The following is a 19,727-nucleotide window of genomic DNA, read 5'->3' on the forward strand; positions in this document are numbered from 1 at the left end:
CTCCCCTTTGATTCGACGTTTGTCGATGGCTTGCGCCGTCAGCATGGCACCTGATTCGATGTGCGTCAACATAGATGCTTTTCGAAATAGTGGAGCCGTCGCCTACCTGCCGCGCTGTGCCGATCGCCTGTCCCGGGTCGGCGCGGGGCGCCCCATGACGACATCGGCCGCCGAGGGGAAGGCGTCGACGCACTCCGCGTTGAGCCGGTACCAGCGGGCCGCGCCCTCCCGTTCGACCAGCACGAAGCCCACCTCCGCCAAGCCCTTGAGGTGGTGCGAGACCGTCGACTGGCCCACTTCCACGGCCTCGACGATCTGGCCCACGGTCATGGGCCCGTCGCTGCGCGCCAGCAGCGTCATGATCTGAATGCGCGTGGCGTCCGCCAGCGCCTTGAACCAGCTCGCGTACTTCTCGGCCTCGGAACGCTCCAGATACTCATTCATCGATAATCGACGATAGTCGATGATTGGCCGGAGGGGCACCCCTTCGACCCTCGTCCGTTGGTTCGACGTATGTCAACATAGATGTATGTCAAATACGAAGGTGCTGCCGCTGCTGGAACCCGAGGCCGCCGACGTCGGGGTGCCGTGCTGCCCTCCGCTCACCGAGCGGCCGCTGACCGCCGACGAGGCCGAGAGGACGGCCCGGATGTTCAAGGCGCTCGGCGATCCGGTGCGGCTGCGGCTCTTCTCCGCGGTCGCCTCGCACGAGGGCGGCGAGGCATGCGTCTGCGACATCTCCGACGTCGGCGTGTCCCAGCCGACGGTCTCCCACCATCTGAAGAAGCTCAAGGAGGCCGGCCTGCTCACCTCCGAGCGGCGCGGCACGTGGGTGTACTACCGCGTGGAGCCGTCGGTGACCGCGGCGATGGGACGGATGCTCAGCTCCCTGGGCTGAACCCGCCCCCCTCAGCCGGAGGGCCGGTCGCAGGTGACGTCCTTGGCCGGCAGGCGGCCGGTGGCCAGGTAGGTGTTGACCGCCTTGTCGGCACAGGAACTGCCGTAGACGCCGTACACGGCGTGCTGGTCCGCGCCGCGCAGGGTGACCAGGCGGGAGGAGGGCCACATGCGGCGCACCGTCTGCGCGTTCCGGTAGATGCTGCGCGGGTCGCCGGTGGCGTTGACGAGCAGGGCCGGAAGGTCGCCGCGGACCGTGGTCGGGCGTTCGCGCGGCGGGTCCCAGAACGCGCACGGATTGATGTTGTTGGTGACGGGACCGAACAACGGGTCCTTCGCGCGGGCACGTTGGACGTCGCGCCAGTACACCTCGGGGGAGCGCGGCGCGGACACGTCCCCGCACAGGATCGCCGTCTGCACGCTGCCGTACGCGGAGTCGGAGCCGTCCAGCAGGAAGCCGAGCGTTTCGGCCAGCCACGGCGAGGGGGTGACCGTGCGCCCGCCGACGGCGCGACGCATGTCCCTCACGGCCCGCGCGAGATCGGCGTAAGCGGCGTCGTTGTCCTGCGAGAGGCCGCTGAAGACGACGACGGGCACCACGTGCTCGTCCACCCGGTGGCCGCCGATCGGCAGGGGCGTGCGTCCGGCGGCCGCCTGGACGCCGTCCACGGCCGCCAGCACCTCGCCGGGGGTGCGGCCCAGACCGTAGGCGGTGTGGCGGGCGGCCGCCCAGGCGGCCCAGCCCTTGAGGGCGTGCCGGTTGGCCGGTTCCGTGCCGCGCAGCAGCCGGGGGTTGTAGCGGCCGGGATCGACGAGGCCGTCCAGCACGACCCGGTCGGTGCGGCGGGGGAACATCGTGGCGTACACCTGGCCGAGGTAGGTGCCGTACGAGTATCCGAGGTAGGAGATCCTGGGCTCGCCGAGCGCGGCGCGGACGACGTCCATGTCGCGTGCGGTGTTCCGGGTCGTGACGTACGGCAGGACATCGCCCTGGTGCGTCCGGCAGCGACCGGCGAGTTCCTCGGCCAGGGCCACCATGCGGTCGAACCCCGCACGGTCGGACCCCGCGCCGCGTACGAAGGAGCCGGTCGGCCAGCGGCAGTCCAGCGGTGTGCTGCGGCCGACGAAACGGGGGTCGACGCCCACCACGTCGTAGCGCTCACCGACCTGCTTCATCGCCGTGCGCACCCACGGCGGGTCGCCGATCGACTGCCCGCCGGGGCCACCGCCGTTGAGCAGCAGCGCGCCCACGCGGCGGGCCGTGTCGGTGGCTCGGATCCGCGAGATCGCGACGGTGATCGTGCGGCCGTCCGGCTCGGCGTAGTTCAACGGCACGGTGACGTCGGCGCACTGGGCGTCCGCCTGCTGGAGTTCCTTGCCGGTCTCGTCGTCGGGTCCGAGCAGGCAGCTCTTCCAGTCGAGGTGCTGCCGGTGGTAGCGGGCGAGGGGGTCCGCGGCGGCATGGGCCGGTTCGGCCGCCGCCGTGGGCGCGACGGTGGCGGTGAGCGCCCCGGCCAGGCACAGGGCGGCGATGGACAGGGGAGGCCGACGCCGACGCCGACCGGCTGTGGCCGGGCGCCCGCTACGGGCCGAGGGGGCGGGGGACGACACCGTACGGGACGGAGTGCCGGGAGAAGGCGGGGAGTCGGGGAAACCGGGGGAGGACGGCGAGCCGGTCATGCGGAAGTCCTTTCGGGAGACCTGCCCTCGCAGAGGGACGTGTCGACGAGGTCCAGGAAGTCGAGTTCGGCCTGGAGCGTGGCGGGCACCTCGTTCAGGGCGACGGCGACGCTCCGGCCGTCGGTGCTCACGGCGACCAGCGCGCGGTGACCGCCGGGCACCGTGCCGCCGTGCCCCCACCACGTCCCGCCGCAGGACAGCGGTGTCGAGATCAGGCCCAGCCCGTAGCGGGCGCCCGGCCACAGCCGGTCGGCGTCGGCCTCCACCGTCCGTCGCATCTCGGCCAGTTGGGCCAGGGGCAGCAGGCGGCCGTCGAACAGGGCGGCGGCGAACCGCGTCAGGTCGCCGGGCGAGGAGACCAGGGCGCCGCCGACCCCGCCGAAGGTCATGTTCCAGGCGGTGCCGTCGACGCGCCGGCCGTCGCCGTCGCGGAAGTAGCTGCGGGAGTGAGGGCCTCGGACGCGGGTGTCGTCGCCGGGCCAGTAGGTGTCGTGCAGCCCGAGGGGCTCGATGATGCGGCGGGTGATCTCCGCCTCGGGGGTACGGCCGGTGACCTCGCGGACGAGCAGGCCGAGGACGAGGTAGTTGGTGGTGGCGTAGTGCCATGTGCCCTGCGGGCGCGACAGTTCGAGCGCACGCCTGACGAGGTCGCGCGGCTCGAAGTGGCGGTACCGCAGCCGCTCGGGATGCTCCCATTCGGGGGCTTCGAGATAGTCGGGCAGTCCACTGGTGTGCTGCAGGAGCTGTCGCACGGTGATCAGGCGGCCGTCGTGGCCGTGCCCGTGGATCAGGCCGGGCAGATAGCGGTCGACGGGGGCTTCCAGCGAGAGGCGCCGCTCGGCGACGAGTTGGAGGACGAGCGCCGCGGTGAACGTCTTGGTCACGCTGCCGACGCGGAGCCGGTCGACGGTGTCCATCGGGCGTCCGGTGCGCAGATCAGCCGTTCCGGCGGTTTCGGCCAGGCGTCGGCAGGGCTCGTCCGCGGCGGGATCGCTCACCAGCACCGCGGCCCCGGTGATGCCGTCGCGGTCGGTGAGGACGCGCAGCGCCTGGCGGGTCCTCTCGTGCGTGCCGCAGTCGCCGCCGGAGCGTGAGCCCGGCACGTGCGCGGCCGCCGCCGGGACGGTGGCCAACACGGTGGCCACCACCAGGGCCGCGAGGCCGATGCGCCTGCCGGTCCCCGAAGTCGGTGAGAAGGTTGGCATGCCACACGACGGTAGGCACGGGCGGCCCCGTGATCACTCCGGCAGGCATGTGCTTCGGAGCTGAGGCCGGCCCGAGCGGAGAGCCGGGTGCGGTCCCCCTGGACGGCCTGTGCGGTCTGCTGGTACGGGCGGGCCGGTGCGGCGGCACACGGATGGCGGAGTGTGGTCTATTTCAACTATCTCCGTCCCGGTAGCCTCACCCGTAGCCAGTAGCGCACCATCCCCCCACCCCCAGGTGTGCGTGCCGACGTGGACGACACCCGCCATCCCTGCCCCCTGGCAGCCGGGTGACCTGCGCCGTTCGCCGCCTCCAGGAGGATCACGGTGAAAGTTCGCACCAGAAGCTCGGCTGTCATCGGCGCCCTCTGCCTCGTCGCCTCCCTCGCTCTGACCACGGCCTCCGCCGACGAGTCCGGTGCCCCACGCCCGGCGGCGGAGGTCGTCCTGAACCACGTGGCCGCGGCCCAGAGTCCGTCCGCGGGCACCGCCGGCCCCGGTGGCACGGTATGGATCGCCGAACGTGCCGGAAAAGTAAGGGTCTTGGACGATGCGGGGCTCGGCGCTCCCGTCCTCGACATCTCCGGCGAGACCACCACCGACGGCGAACGCGGCCTGCTGGGCATCGCGTTCGACAAGGACTTCGCGCACTTCTACATCTCGTTCACGAACCGCCAAGGCACCAGCACCGTGGACGAGTTCGCCGTGCGGGACGGCGAGATCCAGCCGGACACCCGGCGCACCGTCCTCACCCAGACACAGCCCTACGCCAACCACAACGGCGGCGACATCGCGTTCGGCCCCGACGGCTACCTCTACATCGCGTTCGGCGACGGCGGCTCGGCCGGTGACCCGCACGGCAACGGGCAGAACCTCGGCACGCTGCTCGGCAAGCTCCTGCGGATCGACCCGAGCGGCGGCGAACCGTACGCGATCCCGCCGGACAACCCGTTCGTGGACGACCCGAACGCCAAGGACGAGATCTGGGCGTACGGGCTGCGCAATCCGTGGCGCTTCTCCTTCGACGCGGGCACGGGCGACCTGCTGATCGGGGACGTCGGCCAGAGCGCCTGGGAGGAGATCGACTGGGCCCCGGCGGCAAGCAAGGGCGGCGAGAACTACGGCTGGTCCCGGATGGAGGGCAACCATCCCTTCCGGGGCGGCACGGAGCCCGCGAACCACGTACCGCCCGTCCACGAGTACGACCGCAGCGGGCCCGGCTGCTCGGTGACCGGCGGATACGTCTACCGGGGCGAGGCCATCCCGGACCTCAAGGGGCAGTACGTGTTCAGCGACTTCTGCGACGGCACCGTCCGCGCTCTGCGGTTGGACAACGGCGAGGTGACCGGTGTGAGCGACCTCGGAGTCGACGGCGGTCGGGTCGTCTCGTTCGTGCAGAGCGGCGACGGCGAGCTGTACGTGCTCAACCTGGCAGGCGGTGTCTTCCGCATCGACCCGGCCTGACGGGAGCTTCGGCCGCCTCGACCACCTGGTGATCCGTGTCCGCATCGCCGAACCGGAGGCCGGGGCGGCCACCACCCGGCCGACAACCCCGGCGCCGCGGTGCCGTCCGCGCCGGGCGAGACTCTCCTGATGAGGCAGACGGCACGTCACACCGGGTCGGTCGATCGAGCCCGTCCGGGATCCTCGGGGCCCGTCGGCCGAGAGCCGTAGAACGCCAGGTGGCGTTCCGCGGCGGCGGCCCAGGTGTGGCGGGCGGCGAGCCGCCGGCCCCTCGCCCGCCGCGCGGGGGTGCCGTCGGTGAGCGCGGCGCCGAGCGCGGCGGCCAGGTCCTGGTGGGTGGTCGCGAAACGGGCGGCGCCGTCGAACACCTCGCGCAGTACGGGCAGATCGCGTACGACCAGCGGAACTCCCGCGGCCAGTGCCTCCATCGCGGCGAGTCCGAAGCCTTCCTTGACGGAGGGGAAGGCGAACGCGGAGGCCGCGGCCACCAGGGGCGGCAGCTCGTCCTCGGCGACCTGCCCCAACACGACCGGTTCGACGCCGAGTTCGGCCGCGCGCGCCTCCCAGCGGGCCCGGTAGTCGCGGTAGTCGAAGAGGGTCTCGCCGCCCGCGACCACCAGCCGTACGTCCGGGTGTGCGGAGCGCAGCAGGGCGTACGCCTCCAGCAGGTCCAGCGAGCCCTTGCGCGGCTCGATGCCGCCGACGGTGAGGACGTAACGGCCCAGCCGGGACTGCCAGTTGGCGCGGGCGGCCGGATCGGTGGTGGCGAAACGGTCGTAGGCCACCCCGTTGGGGATGACGGCCGCCTCGATGCCCCAGCCGTCGGCCAGTTCCGCGGCGACGGCCGCCGACACGCAGATGTGCGCGAACGGCTCGACGAGGGCCCGCTCGTGGCAGGCGGCCAGTTCGGGGGTGGTGAAGTGGTCGATGTGGTGGACCGTGCGGACGCAGCGGCCACCGACCGCGTTGGCGCTGATGCAGTCCTGGGCGTGGACGACGTCGTACGCCGCCGCGAAGGGCTCGAAAGCCTCGCCCAGGACGGCGATGGAGCGCAGGATCCGTTCGCCGACGGACTCCTCCGGCGGGCCGTCCGGGAACGGCACGATCCGCAGCCGTACGGCGGGGTCGACCGGCCGGAAGAAGCCCGCGTCGCCGCCGCGGCCCAGCGTCCACACGGTGACGTCCTGCCCGGTCGCGGCGAGCGCCTCGGCGAGGGCGAGGGTGTGGACGACGCCGCCGCGCGGCTTGGTGGAGTAGCTCAGCAGAGCGATCTTCACGGGCGGTCCTCCCGGTAGGCGCCGGGCCGGCGCTCGTCGAGGTGGCGCAGGATGCGGCGGGCGCGGTCGATCTCCTCGGCGACGTCGATCTCGGCGACCGCCAGGCCGGCCTTGGACCAGGTGCGGGCGAGGATGTCACCGCCCGGGCCGACCACCTTGGACTGGCCGAGGAACCGCATGCCGCCCATGGCGCCGGTCTGGTTGGAGGAGGCGAGGACGACCTGGTTCTCGGCGGCGCGCGCCTGGTCGTACAGGTCGAACAGCTTGGCCTGGCGGTCCTGGGCCATGCGCGGGGCGCGGTTGGTGATGGAGGTGGGCCAGGCGGAGAGGCAGGCGAGGATCTCGGCGCCGTCCAGGGCCAGTGAGCGGGCCGACTCCGGGAAGGTCTTGTCGTAGTCGATGAGCATGCCGATGCGGCCGACGGGGGTGTCGAAGGCGTCGAAGCGGTCACCGGGCGCGTAGGCGGCGACCTCGCCGGCCGGCAGGTGGACCTTGCGGTGGCGGCCGAGGACACCGTCGCCGCTGACGCAGACCGCGGCGTTGTAGCGCTCGTCGCCGCCGTCCTCGCAGTAGCCGAGGCAGACCACCATCTCGGCGGCCAGGCGGGCGACCCGGAGGATCAGCGGGTCGTCCGGCTTCAGGGCCGGCGGCAGGGCCTCGGGGTCGGGGTGGCGCAGGTCGGCGAGGTAGCCGCCGAGCGCGGCGTCGGGCAGGACCAGCAGACCGGCGCCGGAGGCGCGCGCGTCGTCGATGAGCTTGGCGATGCGGGCCAGGTCGAACTCCAGGTCGCGGCCGAAGTGGGCGGCCGCGGCCGCGATCCGGATCGTGCTCATGCGCTGACTGCTCCCGTGGGTACGTCGTAGGTTTCGGGGCGCCGGTCGCGCAGGTGCCCCATCGACCGGCGGGCGGTTTCCAGGGCCTGTGCGACGTCGAGTTCGGCGACGGCGATGCCGGCCGGGACGCCGGTGCCGGCGAGGATCTCGCCGCCGGGGTCGACGACCTTGGCGCTGCCGACGAAGCGTAGCGACCCGAACGTGCCCGCCTGGTTGGCCGACAGCCACACGATCTGGTTCTCCAGCGCGCGGGCCCGGTCGAACAGGTCGAAGCGGCGCTTCCAGCGGTCCTCTTCGAGACTGGCGGCCGCGTTCGTCCGGGACCCCGGCCACGCGGAGACACAGACCCCGATCTCGGCGCCGTCGAGCGCGAGCGCGCGGGCGGACTCCGGGAACGCCTTGTCGTAGCAGATCATCATGCCGATCCGGCCGACCGGCGTGTCGAAGGCGTGGAAGCGGTCCCCGGAGGCGTAGCTGGCGTCCTCGCCCAGCGGCTGGTGGACCTTGCGGTGGTTGCCGAGGACGCCGTCGCCGGTGACACAGACGACGCTGTTGTAGCGGGCCTCCCCGGCCGCTTCGCAGTATCCGGCGACCACCGTCATCTCCCCTGCCAGCAAGGCCAGTCGGCGGATCTCGGGGCCGTCGAGGGCGAGCGCGGGCGGGCCCTCGTCGAGCTCGGCGCCGTCGTCGAGGCTGAGCAGATACCCGCCCAGGCACGCCTCGGGCAGCGCCAGCAGGCGTACGCCCTCCTCCCGGGCTTCCTTGATCAGCCGTTCGGCGATCTGGAAGTCCTCCTCCAGGTCGCGGCCGAACTCGGCGGCGACGGCGGCCATGCGCAGGGTGGTCATGCGGTCCCCATTCCGGTCACGGTGGACATGACCGCTTCGGTGATCTCTCCGTCGGGCCAGCGCAGCCCGACGCCTTCTCCTTCGGTGAGCTCCCCGCACACCGCACCCGTGGCGGGTCCGGCGGGCAGGGGCGGTGCGCCCGGTGCGTCGGCCGTGAGCATCGCGAAGCCCGGGAAACAGGTGAACCAGTCGCCCACGGTCGCGTCCGCCGGCCGGGGCACGGCGGCCACGTCGAGCACCGCACGGCAGCCGCTCGCCTCGGCGAGCATGCCGAGGGTGCCGGCGATGCCCGCCATCGACACGTCCTTGGCGGCGGCGGGCCGCGCGGCGGCCACCGCGCCGGTCATCGTGCGCAGTTCGTCCGTACGGCGGTGGCTGGTCGAGTCCCACTGGCGGCCCCGGTAGCCCGGGCGCCAGCTTCCGCCGAGGTCGGCGGTGAGCCGTACGGCGTGCCCGGGGCGGCCGCCGCCACCGGGCACCGGCCGGTCCGTGCGGCCGAGCGCGGTCACCGACAGGGCGGCCGGGACGCCGAGTTGGGTGTGCCCGCCGAGCACCGGGATGCCGTATGCCCGTGCCGCCCGGGTCAGTCCGGCCAGGACGCGGGCGGCGTGCGCGGCGTCGCGGGCGCCCACCGCGTCCAGCAGCCCGAGCGGTGCGGCGCCCATCGCCGCGAGGTCGCCCGCGTTCACGAGGACCGCGCACCAGCCCGCCCACTCGGGGTCCCGTTCGACCATGGACGGCACGATCGCGTCGCACGCGGCGATCACGTCGGTGCCGGGGACGGGGGCGCCGTCGTCACCGACGAAGCCCGGCGGCGGGGCCAGCGCGGTCAGGAGCGGTCCGAGGGGGGACTTCGTGGCCGCCGCGAGGGCGGCGATCCGGCCGATCGGCCAGCGCATCAGGACGTGCGGCACGCCCGCGACCGTCGTGTCCCGCACCCGCTGCCAGCCGAGGCGCCGGAACAGCACCTCGTTGCGCGCCTGGACGGTCGCGTCGAAGCGCAGGGCCCCCTCCGCCTCGGCGCGGGCGCAGGCGGCCCGGACGAGTGCCGCGCCGATGCCGTGCGGGCCGCGGGCCCGGCGGGCGACGACCAGGCGCCCGCCCTGCCACCAGCCGAGGTCGGGGCCGTCGTCGACGGGGCCGAGGCGCACCCCGCCGACCACGGTGCCCTCCGGATCCTTCGCGACCAGGACGACGGTCCGGGAGTCGGTGTCCCGGTCGTCCAGGTCGTGCTGGGCGAAGAGCCCCTGCTCCTGGACGAACGCGGCACGGCGCAGCTCCCGGTAGGCGGCCACGTCCGCCGTGCCGTCCGCCTCCTCGATGCGGAAGGCGGGCCGGCGGGCGAGCGTGCTGCGGTCGCCCAGCAGGGCCAGGATGTCCTGCGGACCGTCCACGGCCGGCCCGGCCACGGAACCGTCGAGGTGCACGGCGCTCACCCGCCCGCCGCCCGGAGCACACTGCACGCCCCGCAGGCCGCGCAGCCGGCCTTCTGGTCGGCGCCGCTCATCCCGGCGGCGCGCAGCTTCGCCGCGACGCCCTCCGTGACGTACGTCAGGAGTTCCGCGCGGGGTGCCCCGACGCCGTCGCGGGCGGCGAGGGTGCCGCCCATCGGCCGGAACGGGACGACGAACGGGTACACCCCCCGGTCGATCAACCTGCCCGCGCCCGCGATGAGTTCGTCCGGATCCTCACCGAGACCGACCAGGAGGTAGGTGGAGACCCGGTTGGGTCCGAAGACGCGCACCGCCTCGTCCCACGCGGCCTCGTACTCGGCCAGCGGGACCGTCGACTTGCCGGGCATCCAGCGCCGGCGCACCTCGTCGTCGAGGGACTCGACGTGGATGCCGATGGCGGTGGCCCCGGCGTCGTGCAGGGCGCGGATCCAGGCCAGGTCGCCGGGCGGTTCGCACTGCACCTGGATCGGCAACCGGGGCACGGCCGACAGCACCGCCCGCACCGACCGCACCAGGTTGCGGGCGCCGCGGTCGGGTCCGGTGGTGGTGCCGGTGGTCATCACCATCTGCCGCACACCGTCGAGCCGTACGGCGGCCTCGGCGACCTCGGCGAGCTGCGCCGGGGTCTTCGCGGCCACGGTGGCGCCCGAGCGCAGGGACTCCTCGATGGTGCAGAAGCGGCAGCGGTCGGACTCGCCGTAGCGGATGCAGGTCTGTACGACGGTGGTGGCCAGGACGTCGGAGCCGTGCAGGCGGGCGATCTGCTCGTAGCGGATGCCGTCGGCGGTGGTCAGGTCGTAGAACTTCGGGCGGCGTACGGGGGTGTAGGTGAGGCCGGTGTCCTCGTCGCCGAGCCACACCTTGCCGTCCCGCACGGAGTAGGGACTGCGGGGGTTGCGGGGGAGCGCGGCGTTGGCACCGTCGACGAGGACGTGTCCGTCGTCGCTGGGCCCCGCGCCGTCCGGCCGCCGCACGGGCGCGTCCGACGCGACGCCGCGCAGGGCGAGTTCGGCGCGGGTCATGATCCGCACGTCCACCGCCGTACCGCTGTCACCGGTGCCAACGCTCACGTCGTACTCCTACAGCTGGTAGGTGGAGTTGATGATGGCGCCCTTGCGCGCGTAGTGGATCAGCGCGTCCTGGACGTCCAGGGGGTGGGTGGGGATGACGCCCTCGATGAGGTCCTCCTCGCGGGCGCCGTGCAGGGACAGGCCGAAGCGGCAGCAGTAGACCTTGCCGCCCTCGGCGATGAACGTCTTGAGCTGGTTGTTGATGTTGTGCTCGCCGGGGAAGGCGGAGTTGCCGACGGTCGGGAAACCGCGGGTGGCGAGGCAGTTGAGGGAGCCGGGGCCGTAGAAGTAGATCGCGGTCTCGAAGCCCTTGCGCAGGGCGCGGGTGGCCTGGAGGACGGCGACGAAGGAGACCGAGGACTCGTGGGCGATGCCGTGGACGAGGGTGAAGTAGGTCTCGCCGTCCTCGGCCCGGTAGTCGGGGAAGACCTTGGTGGAGCCGTAGATGCTGGTGCCCTCGGGGAGCGAGGGGTGCGGGATCTCGTCGAGGGACTTCTGCTCGACGTCGGAGAGTTCGGCGGTGACGACGGATTCGGACATGGCTGTCTCCTTGTGCGTACGGGAGTTGGGGGTCGGGGTCGGTCAGTCGTAGAGCGGTCAGTCGTAGAGCGCGGCGAACGTGTCCCGGAAGACCAGGTCGCCGAGTTGGCCGCCGCCGGTGGCTTCGGCGAGGCGGGCGTACTCGCCGGTGAAGTCGCCCCACGGCTGGTCGCTGGCGAAGAGCACCCGGTCGTGGCCGATGCCGCGGCGCTCGATCTCCTGGGCCAGCCAGCGGGGAGTGAAGCCGATGGCCCAGGAGAGATCGGTGTAGACGCGCTTGCCGGCGCCGATCCAGTCGAAGAAGCGGGAGCCGACGAGCTTGATGTGGCCGCTCATCCCGCCGCCGAAGTGCACGAGATGGACGGGCACGCGGTCGGCGTACCAGTCGACGAGATGGCCGACCTCGTCGATGTCGGAGGCGGCGCCGGGGGAGGTGTGCACATGGACGACGAGGCCGTGCCGGGCGGCCTCGGCGAAGATGCGGTCCAGTTGGGGGCGGCAGGCGGGGTCCGTGGGGCGGCCGCCCAGCAGGAAGCTCAGCTTGAGGGCCTTGACCCCGGGTTCGCCCGCCAACCGGAGGGCTTCTTCCGTGCGTTGGGCGTCCTCCGGGCGCGGGGAGACCCACAGTCCGGCGCGGATCCGGTCGTCGCTCTGCGCGGCCTCCAGTGCCAGCTCGTTGAAGGAGAAGGCGATCGCCGGGTCCGGGACGCCGTAGTTGGGGATGACCAGGGCCCGTTCGGTGCCCTCCGCGTCCAGGTCGGCGATGAGCTGCTTGACGGTGGCGCGGGCGGTGGTGTCGGGGTTGACGGGCGGGCCGCCGTAGAAGGGGTAGGCGGGCAGGACGCCGATGTGGCGGTGTGCGTCGTGGACCATGGTGTGGTTCCTCAACGGCATGGTGTGGTTCCTCAGCCGCATGGTGTGGTTCCTCAGCCGATCGGGAGGGCGGAGGCGAGTTCGCTGGGGGCGCCGGTGAGCGTGCCGCACACGTCGGCCAGGCGGCGCGAGGCGTCGATGTGGTCGGCGAGGAACTCGGCGTCCCGGCCCACCGCCTCGAAGCGGCCCGAGCCCCACGAGTACTGCCAGGGCAGACCCAGGAAGTGCAGGCCGGGTGTGCTGGTGGCGCCGCGCCAGTGCATCGGGTAGCCGCGGCCGTCGAAGACGGGTGCCTCGATCCACCGGTGGTCGCGCCGGAAGCCGGTCGACCAGACCACCGAGGTGATACCGGCGGCCGCCAGGTCCAGTTCGCGGGGCTGCTCGTTCGGCTCCCACACGGGGACGTACCGGGGCTCGGCCGGGGCGTCGATGCCGTGCGCGGCGATGTGGGCGTCGATGGCGTCCTTGATGCCCTCGGCGACGGCGTCGGCGTGGTCCAGGTTCACCTTCAGGTCGTCGGCGAACTCCAGGCCCGTACCGGAGATTCCGGTGAGCCGCCCGTACAGCCGCATGCCGTCGCGGGCGAAGGCGCGCAGGTCGATGTCGCGGCCGCCGTCGCGGCCGGTGACGTAGTGGTTGACCCGCATGCGCACGGCGCCGGCGTCGTCGAACTCGTCGATGGACTTGTCGTAGTGGCCCATGTCGTCGAGCCAGGCCACGCAGTCGCGGCCGCGGTAGAAGCGGGCCACCCGAGGGGCGCTGCCGACGGCCAGGTGCACCCGGCGCCCGGCGAGGTGGAGGTCCTCGGCGATCTGGCAGCCGGACTGGCCGGTGCCGACCACGAGGACGGCGCCCTCGGGGAGTTGGCCGGGGCTGCGGTAGCGGGAGGAGTGGACCTGGGTGATGTTGTCGGGCAGTCGCTGGGCCATCGGCGGGACGGACGGCGTGTGGTAGGGGCCGGTGGCGACCACCACCTGCTCGGCGGTGAAGTCCCCGGCGGTGGTGGAGAGTTCGAAGACCCCGCTCGGCGAGCGCCGCAGCCGGGTGACCGTCACGCCCTCCACCAGTGGCGGCCGGAAGAAGGAGACGTAGTCCTCCAGGTACCGGACGATCTCGTCACGGACCATGAACCCGTCCGGATCGTCGCCCTGGTACGGGTAACCGGGCAGCCTGCACTGCCAGTTGGGGGTCACCAGGCAGAAGGAGTCCCAGCGCCGCTCACGCCACTCGTGGCCGACCCGGTTCGCCTCGACGACGACGTGCTCGACACCACGCCGACCGAGGCAGTAACTCATCGAGAGCCCCGCCTGACCGCCGCCGATCACGACCACCGGGATCGGGGCACCTCCCCTGCCCGTCAGGCTGCGAGGGAGGCCACCGGCCGGCCGTATCGCCGGAGCCGAGCTCACCGTGTGCTCCCGTCGGCGCCGGTCAGGGATTCGACCGTGACCTTGGCATCGCTGACGGCGGCGTACGCGGCGGCGGTCCGCTCGATCTGCGCGAGTTGGTCGGCGGCACCGGTACAGAAGAAGCCGAACTTCTCCTTCACGCGCTCCCCGGCGGTACCGAGTGCCGTACGGCTGCGCTCGACGAAATCCGCGAGCGCGTACTGGCCACCGGGGACGAAATAGTCCTCGACCACCGTGGAGGGGGAATAGCAGCGCTGTGTCACGCCATCGGGCCAGCGCACGTGAAAATACATCTCGGGCATGACATCCTCCATGCCGGGCGTCGAGGTCTTGACACCTCGCCGCTGTCCGTGGAGAACAACTCCAGCCCTCAGCGATTTCCGAACGAAGTCATCCGGAATAAAGGGGAGTTACCAGCACCTCACGCCGACGGGGCGCGCATGCCGCGCCCAGGGGTGAGATCCCCGAACGAGTCGAGCCCGGTCAGCCGCGCGAGGGCTCGGCCACCTCGACCACGTCGAAGCCTTCGCGGCGCATCCGTTCACTCCCCCAGGCGCCGAGCGGCCCGAGCGCCTGATTGAGCGTGCGTCCGTGCTCGGTCAGGGAGTACTCCACCCGCGGCGGCACCTGGGCGTAGACCTCCCGGTGCACGAGTCCGTCCTCCTCCATCTCACGCAGGTGCTGGGTCAGCATCTTCTCGCTCACTCCCGGCAGAGCGCGACGGAGTTCGGCGAAGCGGCGCACCCGATGGGCGTCGAGTTCCCAGAGGATCAGCCCCTTCCACTTGCCGCTCACCACGTCGAGCGCAGCGTCGATGCCGCAGATATAAGGCCCGCACCTCGGCGCTTTGGCCATCGTCGACCCCCTTACTAAAAGGTAAGTACCGCAGAAATTAGTGGGTACTTCCGAGAGTAGCGGCACTCTCCGAGCATGGAGGGGTGAACGAAACACAGCACCCCACCACCAGGCGAGACAGCTCCGTCACCGTGATCGGGCTCGGCCCGATGGGCCAGGCGATGACTCGCACCCTCCTCACCGCCGGCCACCCGGTCACCGTCTGGAACCGCACCGCCGGCCGAGCAGATGGCCTCGTCGCCGCCGGAGCGACGCGGGCGGCGACACCCGGCGAGGCGGTCGAGGCCAGCGACCTCGTGATCCTCAGCCTCACCGACTACCAGGCGATGTACGACATCCTCGACAGCGCGACCGCATCACTCGCCGGCCGGACGCTGGTCAACCTCAGCTCGGACACGCCCGACCGCACACGCAAGGCAGCAGCCTGGGCGGCGGGCCACGGCGCCGCCTTCCTCACCGGCGGTGTCATGGTCCCGGCGCCGATGGTCGGTACCGAAGAGGCATACGTCTACTACAGCGGCCCCGACGAAGTGATGGAGAACCACCGGGCCGCGTTGGCCCCACTCGGCACACCGAAGTATCTGGGCGCGGATCCGGGCCTCGCCCAGATGATGTACCAGGCCCAGCTCGCGGTGTTCCTCACCACCCTGTCCGCACTGATGCACGCCACCGCGATGCTGGGCGCCACCGGCATGACGGCCAAGGAAGCACTGCCGGAGCTGCTCTCCTCCGCCGACTCGATCAGCGCCATCCTGAGCGCCGGCGAAGAGGCTCCCGGCGCCGCGCTGGACGCCGGTGAGCATCCCGGCGACCTCAGCACGGTCACCATGATGGGTGCGACGTCCGATCACATCGTCGAGACCAGCAGATCACTCGGCCTCGACCTCGCTCTCCCCCTGGCCGTGCAGGCCCACTACCGGCGCGCGATCGAGAACGGCCACGGCAGCGACAACTGGACCCGCATCATCGACAGCATCCGGGACCCGGACTGACCCATGAGGACGGAACAGGCCTGTCGGCTGCAGTGCCCGTGTCCGCTCACGCGTACGCCGACGGCCCTTGCGGGCTGCCCGGGGTGCCCGGCGGTCCGCCCGCGGTGCGTGCCCTGCGGCCACGGGTCGTGAAACGGTAGAGCGCGACGAGCATCGTGGGTGTGGTGACCAGCGCGAACCCGCCGAACGGCAGCACCAGCAGGAGGATTGCGAGCACCGCGACGGCAATGAGTACTCCGCGCGCCGGGTCGCTGCCCACGACGAAGACCGCGGAGTCCGACTCCGGGGCGGGAAAGCCCCGCCCGGGCACCAGCCGCGCGTCGTGGACCTGCTCCGGTCGGCACTCCGTGCCGTCGGGGAGCTCGATCACCATCTGGTCGCGGGGCGGCGCGACGCGGCGACCGGACTGTTCCGTCCCGCCGGCAGGCACGAACCGCCCGACGCAGTACTTCTTGTTCGACTTGGGATGCGTCCGCTCCTGGATCACGACCACCGAGCCTTCGACACCGCCCTCGCCCCGCGCTGCCCTGGCCCGCTCGGAGGCCTGGTCGACCGCGAGCACGGCCGTCCACACGGCGATTGCGCTGACGGCAGCACAGACCAGCCAGACCGTCAGGACGATCACCACGGACATCCCACTGTCCAACTGACCGGACGAACCTCGGCTCCGGCCCAGCTCCCTCATGCCGCGCAACGTCCCCCCTCACGTGTGCGTGTCCCGCGCAGACTATCGCCCGAGCCGCGCACGGGGTGGTGGGGCCGATCTTGTCCGGGGTCGTACGGCCGGGCAGGCTGCCCGCCACAGCCTCGGTCATGGAGCTCGGCGATCAGCCCGTGCTCGCGTCAGCGGCGGAAGAGAGCATGGGCACCCGGGATCATCGACACGCAGCCGGTACGGCCGCCGCGACCGCGTCGGCCTCTTCTCGCGGCTACGACGGCGGGAAGAAGGTGCCCGCGCGAACGCGGCACATCGTGACCGACTGCCTCGACCTGCTCCTGGTCTCCGTGGTCACCGACGCTATGAGCGCAAGGCCGAGCATTTCCTGGCCTTCATCGCGATCGCCTGCAGCCGACTTCTCAGTGCACGCAGAGGGCACGCCGCCCCCAAGTCGGGCTAGAAAACAAACAACCCCCGGGCCAATGACCTGGGGGTTCGAAGTGGAGCGGGTGACGAGAATCGAACTCGCGCTCTCAGCTTGGGAAGCGACGGCGCTCGGGTGGCCGGATGGCCGTTGCCGATGGTCGTGGCTTCCTCGGAAACGTCGATGCCTGCCGTTGGTTCATTTGCCGGCTTGGGGGCCGTACCACTGGAGCGCCTGACCAGTGACGGTGGCGATGCACTCGAAGTCCCGGTCACGGTGCAGCAGCGTCAGTCCCTGCAACTCGGCCGTGGCGGCCACCACGAGGTCGACGGCTCCGGCGCTGCGGTGCTGTCCGCGCTGGGTGAGGACCTCCTGGACCCGCCAGGCGCGGTCGTAGGCGCGATCGTCGACCGGCACCCAGCCGAAGAGCAGGCGCATGTCTTCGATGCCTTGTGCCCGGTCGGCGGGGGAACGCGCGCTGTAGAAGAATTCCAACTCGGTGATGGGACAGGTGGCGATGAGCCCGGCGGCGGCTGCCTGGTCCCAGCCGTACTGCTCGGCGTCGCCGCGCAGCATACGGGCGAGCGCGCTGGTGTCGATCAGGTATTGCGCGGCATTCACCGGCGGTAGTTCCCCTTGTCCTCGAAGAGGTCGAGGTCGAAGGCACCCTCTTCCGCCGAAGCCCGCAGCCGTGCGAGCGCCAGCGCTCGCCGCCGGTTCTCCAACACCTCGCGCAGGGCGGTGTTCACCGTCTCCTTCTTGGTCCTCGTACCGAGGGCCTTGGCCACGTCCGCAACCAGCTGGTCGTCGAGGTCGATCACGGTCCGGCTCATCGACTGCACCTCCATGGATATCAAGAATGCCATCGATTATATCTTCGCCTATGCGTGGGCGAGCCGACGGGAAGCGGTGGTCGAGCCCCCGTAGGCCCGGTCGCGGCCGCTGGAAGGTCATGTCGAGCGCGCGTATCGCGTCCCCACATTTCCGGCGGGACCGCCCCGGGCCGTGCTTGTCCGGCGCTAGAGTGCCGCCGTGCATTGAGTGTGTGGCACGTCACACCGGGGTGGCCGGCAGAGGACGAGGGGTGGCCTCCCATGTGTGGCGTGCGCCAAAGGGGTGGGGGGTTATGTACGAGTTGATCAAGGGTGCCAACGTAGGTCTGGCGGCCCTCAGTGAAAGCGTCGACTCCGTGATCGTGAGTCTGGACTGGACCAGCCCGACGGGTGAGGGCGACGCGGATGTCTCCGTTCTGCTGCTGGGCGCAAACGGAAAGGTGCGCAGCGACGCCGACTTCTACTTCTACAACAATCCGGTCGCCTCGGACGGGAGCGTGCAGCTTCTGGGCAAGACACCCACGGGGAGCGGCAACAAGGACCGGATCGGCTTCGACCTGACCGCGATCCCGGATGACATCGATCGGATCGTGGTGTCCGCGAGCCGGTACGGCGGAGCCCACTTCGGGGAACTGGACGATCTGCAGCTGACGTTGGCCGACGGCTCCGGCGAGAGTCTGCTCCGATTCGTGATCGAGGAGGCCGGCCCGGTGAGCGCCTTCATCTTCGGTGAGCTCTACCGGCGCGGCGGAGAGTGGAAGCTACGGGCCGTCGGACAGGGCTACGACGCCGGACTGGCGGGCCTGGCAACGGACTTCGGCGTCGACATCGATGACGACGAGGCTGTCGAGGAGGCGCTGGACGACGCGGTCGGCGAAGCGCAGACGGATACGACCGGCCCCAAGCCCGCCGCCGATGGCGAACCGCAAGCGATCCTGCAGGCCATCCCCGCGCCCCGGCAACCCGAGGCAGACGCCGAACCGAGGAAGCCGCGCGCACGGCCCCGCACCGCAAGGAAGAAGGTCACCCTGCCCAAGGTCGTCAAGAAGTCCTTGGCGGAGAACGAGTCCTGGAAGGGAGCCAGGCTCTTTCCGGTCTCCGCGCTCAAGAGCGACCGGGACCGAGAAATGCGGGCCACCTCGGTGCTGTTGTCGGTGATGACGCAGATCCCGGAGTTCGGCCGGAGACTCACCGCCGCGTTCGGAGCGCCCGCGGGCCGCATGGAGACGTTCATCGAGGTCTCACTGCCGCATGGCGACAGCCCACGACGCCCTGACGGTGTGATCCGCGTCGAGCGGGCCGGCAAACTGTGGACGGCGCTGGTGGAGACCAAAACGAACGGGAACGCCCTCAAGGCCGAACAGGTGCAGGCGTACATGGACATCGCCGCACGCCGTGGCTACGAGGCGGTCATCACCCTGTCGAACGACGTCGCGCTGGAAGGCAGCCCGCTGGTCGACGTCAGGATCGACGGACGGCGCAAGCACAAGGTGGCTCTCTGGCATCTGTCCTGGGCCGAAGTGGCCCATCAGGCCCAGATGCTGATCCGGCACGAGGGTGTGGGCAACATGGCACACGCCTGGCTGCTCCAGGAGCTGCTGCATTACCTCCAGCACGAGAACTCCGGTTGCCATGGCTTCCAGAACATGGGTGCGGCCTGGGTCCCCGTGCGCAACGGAATCGACGACGAAACCCTGTGCCAGGGAGATCCACGGGCTCTTGAGGTGGTGGAGAGCTGGGAGCGGCTCGTCCGCCAGGTCTGTCTCAGGCTCGGCGGCGAACTCGGGAACAAGGTGCTGCCCGTCCAGCGCGCGAAGCGCGGAACCGACCCTGGGGCCCGCCGAACCCGCCTTGCCGACCAGCTCTGCCTCGAAGGGAGACTCCAGGCCGAGCTGCGCATCGAGGGCACACCCGGCGTTCTCGCGATCACAGCAGACCTTCGTACGGGCAAACTCCGCACCTCCATCCAGATTCCAACGCCCGAGCAGGGCTATCCCCTCACCTGGGCCAAACAGCTCGTCCGACGCCTTGCGGAGGCACCCGCCGACCTCCACGTCGAGACGCTGGTGGAGGGCGAGGCAGGAGGCCCACGGGGCACACTGGAACGGCTGCGCCCGGAGCCGGCGGACATGCTGCCGAAAAACGGCACACAGATCACCGGTTTCCGTCTGTCTCTCTTCAAGGGCATGGGCAGCAGCCGTGGCAACGCCGAGTCCGGCTTCATCCGCAGTGTCGATGAAGCCGTGCACCGGTTCTACGCCACAGTGGTGGCTCACCTGGATCGCCCGGGACCTCGACGGGCACAGTCCGCAGAACGATCGGCCACGGTTTGACGCAGACTTGGGGCACGGGGCGGCCGTCCTGATCAAGAGCACGGTGATATCCGTCCCGTAGCCCCCGGAGGAGCGCCGCTGATCT

Annotated in this window: 20 protein-coding genes; 4 read left to right on the forward strand and 16 right to left on the reverse strand. The window is 71.3% G+C overall.

The features are described from left to right. Positions 1 to 102: 102 nt before the first annotated feature. Positions 103 to 444, reverse strand: a complete 342-nt coding sequence (locus ICC28_RS07840; RefSeq protein ID WP_188287706.1) for an ArsR/SmtB family transcription factor — start codon at positions 442 to 444, stop codon at positions 103 to 105. 85 nt (positions 445 to 529) lie between these two features. On the opposite strand from ICC28_RS07840, the gene ICC28_RS07845 reads away from it, so the two are divergent. Next, a complete protein-coding gene (locus ICC28_RS07845) occupies positions 530 to 898 on the forward strand; it encodes an ArsR/SmtB family transcription factor (protein ID WP_188287707.1) in 369 nt (122 codons plus the stop codon). An 11-nt stretch (positions 899 to 909) separates the two neighbouring features. Here the strand turns inward: ICC28_RS07845 and ICC28_RS07850 are convergent, their stop codons facing one another. Together ICC28_RS07850 and ICC28_RS07855 are read right to left on the reverse strand one after the other, a co-directional pair. After that, entirely contained in the window at positions 910 to 2,577 is a 1,668-nt protein-coding gene (locus tag ICC28_RS07850; RefSeq protein ID WP_188287708.1) for an alpha/beta hydrolase, read from the reverse strand. Next, on the reverse strand, positions 2,574 to 3,782 hold the full coding sequence (locus tag ICC28_RS07855; RefSeq protein ID WP_188287709.1) for a serine hydrolase domain-containing protein: 1,209 nt from the start codon (positions 3,780 to 3,782) through the stop codon (positions 2,574 to 2,576). Before ICC28_RS07855 ends, ICC28_RS07850 begins: the two co-directional genes overlap by 4 nt. Positions 3,783 to 4,106: 324 nt before the next feature. Between ICC28_RS07855 and ICC28_RS07860 the strand changes: the two genes are divergently transcribed. After that, positions 4,107 to 5,243: a PQQ-dependent sugar dehydrogenase gene (locus ICC28_RS07860; protein ID WP_188287710.1), complete on the forward strand. Its 1,137-nt coding sequence runs from the start codon at positions 4,107 to 4,109 to the stop codon at positions 5,241 to 5,243. Positions 5,244 to 5,389: 146 nt separating this feature from the next. On the opposite strand, the gene ICC28_RS07865 is transcribed toward ICC28_RS07860, so the two are convergent. From ICC28_RS07865 to ICC28_RS07910, 10 genes are all read right to left on the reverse strand, one after another. Then, a complete protein-coding gene (locus tag ICC28_RS07865; RefSeq protein ID WP_188287711.1) occupies positions 5,390 to 6,520 on the reverse strand; it encodes an MSMEG_0565 family glycosyltransferase in 1,131 nt (376 codons plus the stop codon). Next, on the reverse strand, positions 6,517 to 7,353 hold the full coding sequence (locus tag ICC28_RS07870) for a carbon-nitrogen hydrolase family protein (protein ID WP_188287712.1): 837 nt from the start codon (positions 7,351 to 7,353) through the stop codon (positions 6,517 to 6,519). Before ICC28_RS07870 ends, ICC28_RS07865 begins: the two co-directional genes overlap by 4 nt. Continuing rightward, positions 7,350 to 8,201, reverse strand: a complete 852-nt coding sequence (locus ICC28_RS07875) for a carbon-nitrogen hydrolase family protein (RefSeq protein WP_188287713.1) — start codon at positions 8,199 to 8,201, stop codon at positions 7,350 to 7,352. The genes ICC28_RS07870 and ICC28_RS07875 overlap by 4 nt, the downstream gene beginning before the upstream one ends. After that, entirely contained in the window at positions 8,198 to 9,637 is a 1,440-nt protein-coding gene (locus ICC28_RS07880; RefSeq protein ID WP_317453976.1) for an MSMEG_0567/sll0787 family protein, read from the reverse strand. Before ICC28_RS07880 ends, ICC28_RS07875 begins: the two co-directional genes overlap by 4 nt. Beyond that, complete coding sequence (locus ICC28_RS07885; RefSeq protein ID WP_317453977.1) at positions 9,634 to 10,725, reverse strand: MSMEG_0568 family radical SAM protein; 1,092 nt, start codon at positions 10,723 to 10,725, stop codon at positions 9,634 to 9,636. Before ICC28_RS07885 ends, ICC28_RS07880 begins: the two co-directional genes overlap by 4 nt. Before the next feature lie 9 nt (positions 10,726 to 10,734). Next, entirely contained in the window at positions 10,735 to 11,265 is a 531-nt protein-coding gene (locus tag ICC28_RS07890) for an MSMEG_0572/Sll0783 family nitrogen starvation response protein (protein WP_188287714.1), read from the reverse strand. Positions 11,266 to 11,322: 57 nt separating this feature from the next. Next, positions 11,323 to 12,180 carry an amidohydrolase family protein gene (locus ICC28_RS07895; protein ID WP_223188535.1) on the reverse strand — a complete coding sequence of 286 codons (858 nt, stop codon included), beginning with the start codon at positions 12,178 to 12,180 and terminating at the stop codon, positions 11,323 to 11,325. A gap of 11 nt (positions 12,181 to 12,191) precedes the next feature. Further along, entirely contained in the window at positions 12,192 to 13,469 is a 1,278-nt protein-coding gene (locus ICC28_RS07900; protein WP_282703649.1) for an MSMEG_0569 family flavin-dependent oxidoreductase, read from the reverse strand. Positions 13,470 to 13,543: 74 nt separating this feature from the next. Beyond that, positions 13,544 to 13,849 (reverse strand): MSMEG_0570 family nitrogen starvation response protein, encoded by a 306-nt coding sequence (locus tag ICC28_RS07905; protein WP_188287715.1) that lies wholly within the window; start codon positions 13,847 to 13,849, stop codon positions 13,544 to 13,546. A gap of 181 nt (positions 13,850 to 14,030) precedes the next feature. Beyond that, on the reverse strand, positions 14,031 to 14,402 hold the full coding sequence (locus ICC28_RS07910; protein ID WP_188287716.1) for a winged helix-turn-helix transcriptional regulator: 372 nt from the start codon (positions 14,400 to 14,402) through the stop codon (positions 14,031 to 14,033). Positions 14,403 to 14,485: 83 nt separating this feature from the next. Here ICC28_RS07910 and ICC28_RS07915 point away from each other — a divergent pair, with 83 nt between their 5' ends. After that, positions 14,486 to 15,394 carry an NAD(P)-dependent oxidoreductase gene (locus ICC28_RS07915; RefSeq protein ID WP_188287717.1) on the forward strand — a complete coding sequence of 303 codons (909 nt, stop codon included), beginning with the start codon at positions 14,486 to 14,488 and terminating at the stop codon, positions 15,392 to 15,394. Between the two features lie 46 nt (positions 15,395 to 15,440). Here the strand turns inward: ICC28_RS07915 and ICC28_RS07920 are convergent, their stop codons facing one another. The 3 genes from ICC28_RS07920 to ICC28_RS07930 form a co-directional block, all read right to left on the reverse strand. Continuing rightward, on the reverse strand, positions 15,441 to 16,028 hold the full coding sequence (locus ICC28_RS07920) for a hypothetical protein (protein ID WP_188287718.1): 588 nt from the start codon (positions 16,026 to 16,028) through the stop codon (positions 15,441 to 15,443). A gap of 646 nt (positions 16,029 to 16,674) precedes the next feature. Continuing rightward, positions 16,675 to 17,097: a PIN domain nuclease gene (locus tag ICC28_RS07925; protein ID WP_188287719.1), complete on the reverse strand. Its 423-nt coding sequence runs from the start codon at positions 17,095 to 17,097 to the stop codon at positions 16,675 to 16,677. Continuing rightward, a complete protein-coding gene (locus ICC28_RS07930) occupies positions 17,094 to 17,309 on the reverse strand; it encodes a type II toxin-antitoxin system VapB family antitoxin (protein WP_188288044.1) in 216 nt (71 codons plus the stop codon). Before ICC28_RS07930 ends, ICC28_RS07925 begins: the two co-directional genes overlap by 4 nt. Positions 17,310 to 17,602: 293 nt before the next feature. On the opposite strand from ICC28_RS07930, the gene ICC28_RS07935 reads away from it, so the two are divergent. After that, entirely contained in the window at positions 17,603 to 19,642 is a 2,040-nt protein-coding gene (locus ICC28_RS07935) for a TerD family protein (RefSeq protein ID WP_188287720.1), read from the forward strand. Positions 19,643 to 19,727: the final 85 nt, after the last annotated feature.

This window comes from Streptomyces sp. TRM68416, assembly GCF_014596915.1.
Classification (GTDB): Bacteria; Actinomycetota; Actinomycetes; order Streptomycetales; family Streptomycetaceae; genus Streptomyces.

Excerpts from the sequence above, each read along its gene's own strand:
- ICC28_RS07845 (WP_188287707.1), top strand. The coding sequence starts at position 530 with ATGTCAAATACGAAGGTGCTGCCGCTGCTGGAACCCGAGGCCGCCGAC.
- ICC28_RS07850 (WP_188287708.1), bottom strand. The coding sequence starts at position 2,577 with ATGACCGGCTCGCCGTCCTCCCCCGGTTTCCCCGACTCCCCGCCTTCT.
- ICC28_RS07905 (WP_188287715.1), bottom strand. The coding sequence starts at position 13,849 with ATGCCCGAGATGTATTTTCACGTGCGCTGGCCCGATGGCGTGACACAG.
- ICC28_RS07890 (WP_188287714.1), bottom strand. The coding sequence starts at position 11,265 with ATGTCCGAATCCGTCGTCACCGCCGAACTCTCCGACGTCGAGCAGAAG.
- ICC28_RS07930 (WP_188288044.1), bottom strand. The coding sequence starts at position 17,309 with ATGAGCCGGACCGTGATCGACCTCGACGACCAGCTGGTTGCGGACGTG.
- ICC28_RS07875 (WP_188287713.1), bottom strand. The coding sequence starts at position 8,201 with ATGACCACCCTGCGCATGGCCGCCGTCGCCGCCGAGTTCGGCCGCGAC.
- ICC28_RS07870 (WP_188287712.1), bottom strand. The coding sequence starts at position 7,353 with ATGAGCACGATCCGGATCGCGGCCGCGGCCGCCCACTTCGGCCGCGAC.
- ICC28_RS07855 (WP_188287709.1), bottom strand. The coding sequence starts at position 3,782 with ATGCCAACCTTCTCACCGACTTCGGGGACCGGCAGGCGCATCGGCCTC.
- ICC28_RS07920 (WP_188287718.1), bottom strand. The coding sequence starts at position 16,028 with ATGTCCGTGGTGATCGTCCTGACGGTCTGGCTGGTCTGTGCTGCCGTC.
- ICC28_RS07935 (WP_188287720.1), top strand. The coding sequence starts at position 17,603 with ATGTACGAGTTGATCAAGGGTGCCAACGTAGGTCTGGCGGCCCTCAGT.
- ICC28_RS07895 (WP_223188535.1), bottom strand. The coding sequence starts at position 12,180 with ATGCGGCTGAGGAACCACACCATGCCGTTGAGGAACCACACCATGGTC.
- ICC28_RS07840 (WP_188287706.1), bottom strand. The coding sequence starts at position 444 with ATGAATGAGTATCTGGAGCGTTCCGAGGCCGAGAAGTACGCGAGCTGG.
- ICC28_RS07910 (WP_188287716.1), bottom strand. The coding sequence starts at position 14,402 with ATGGCCAAAGCGCCGAGGTGCGGGCCTTATATCTGCGGCATCGACGCT.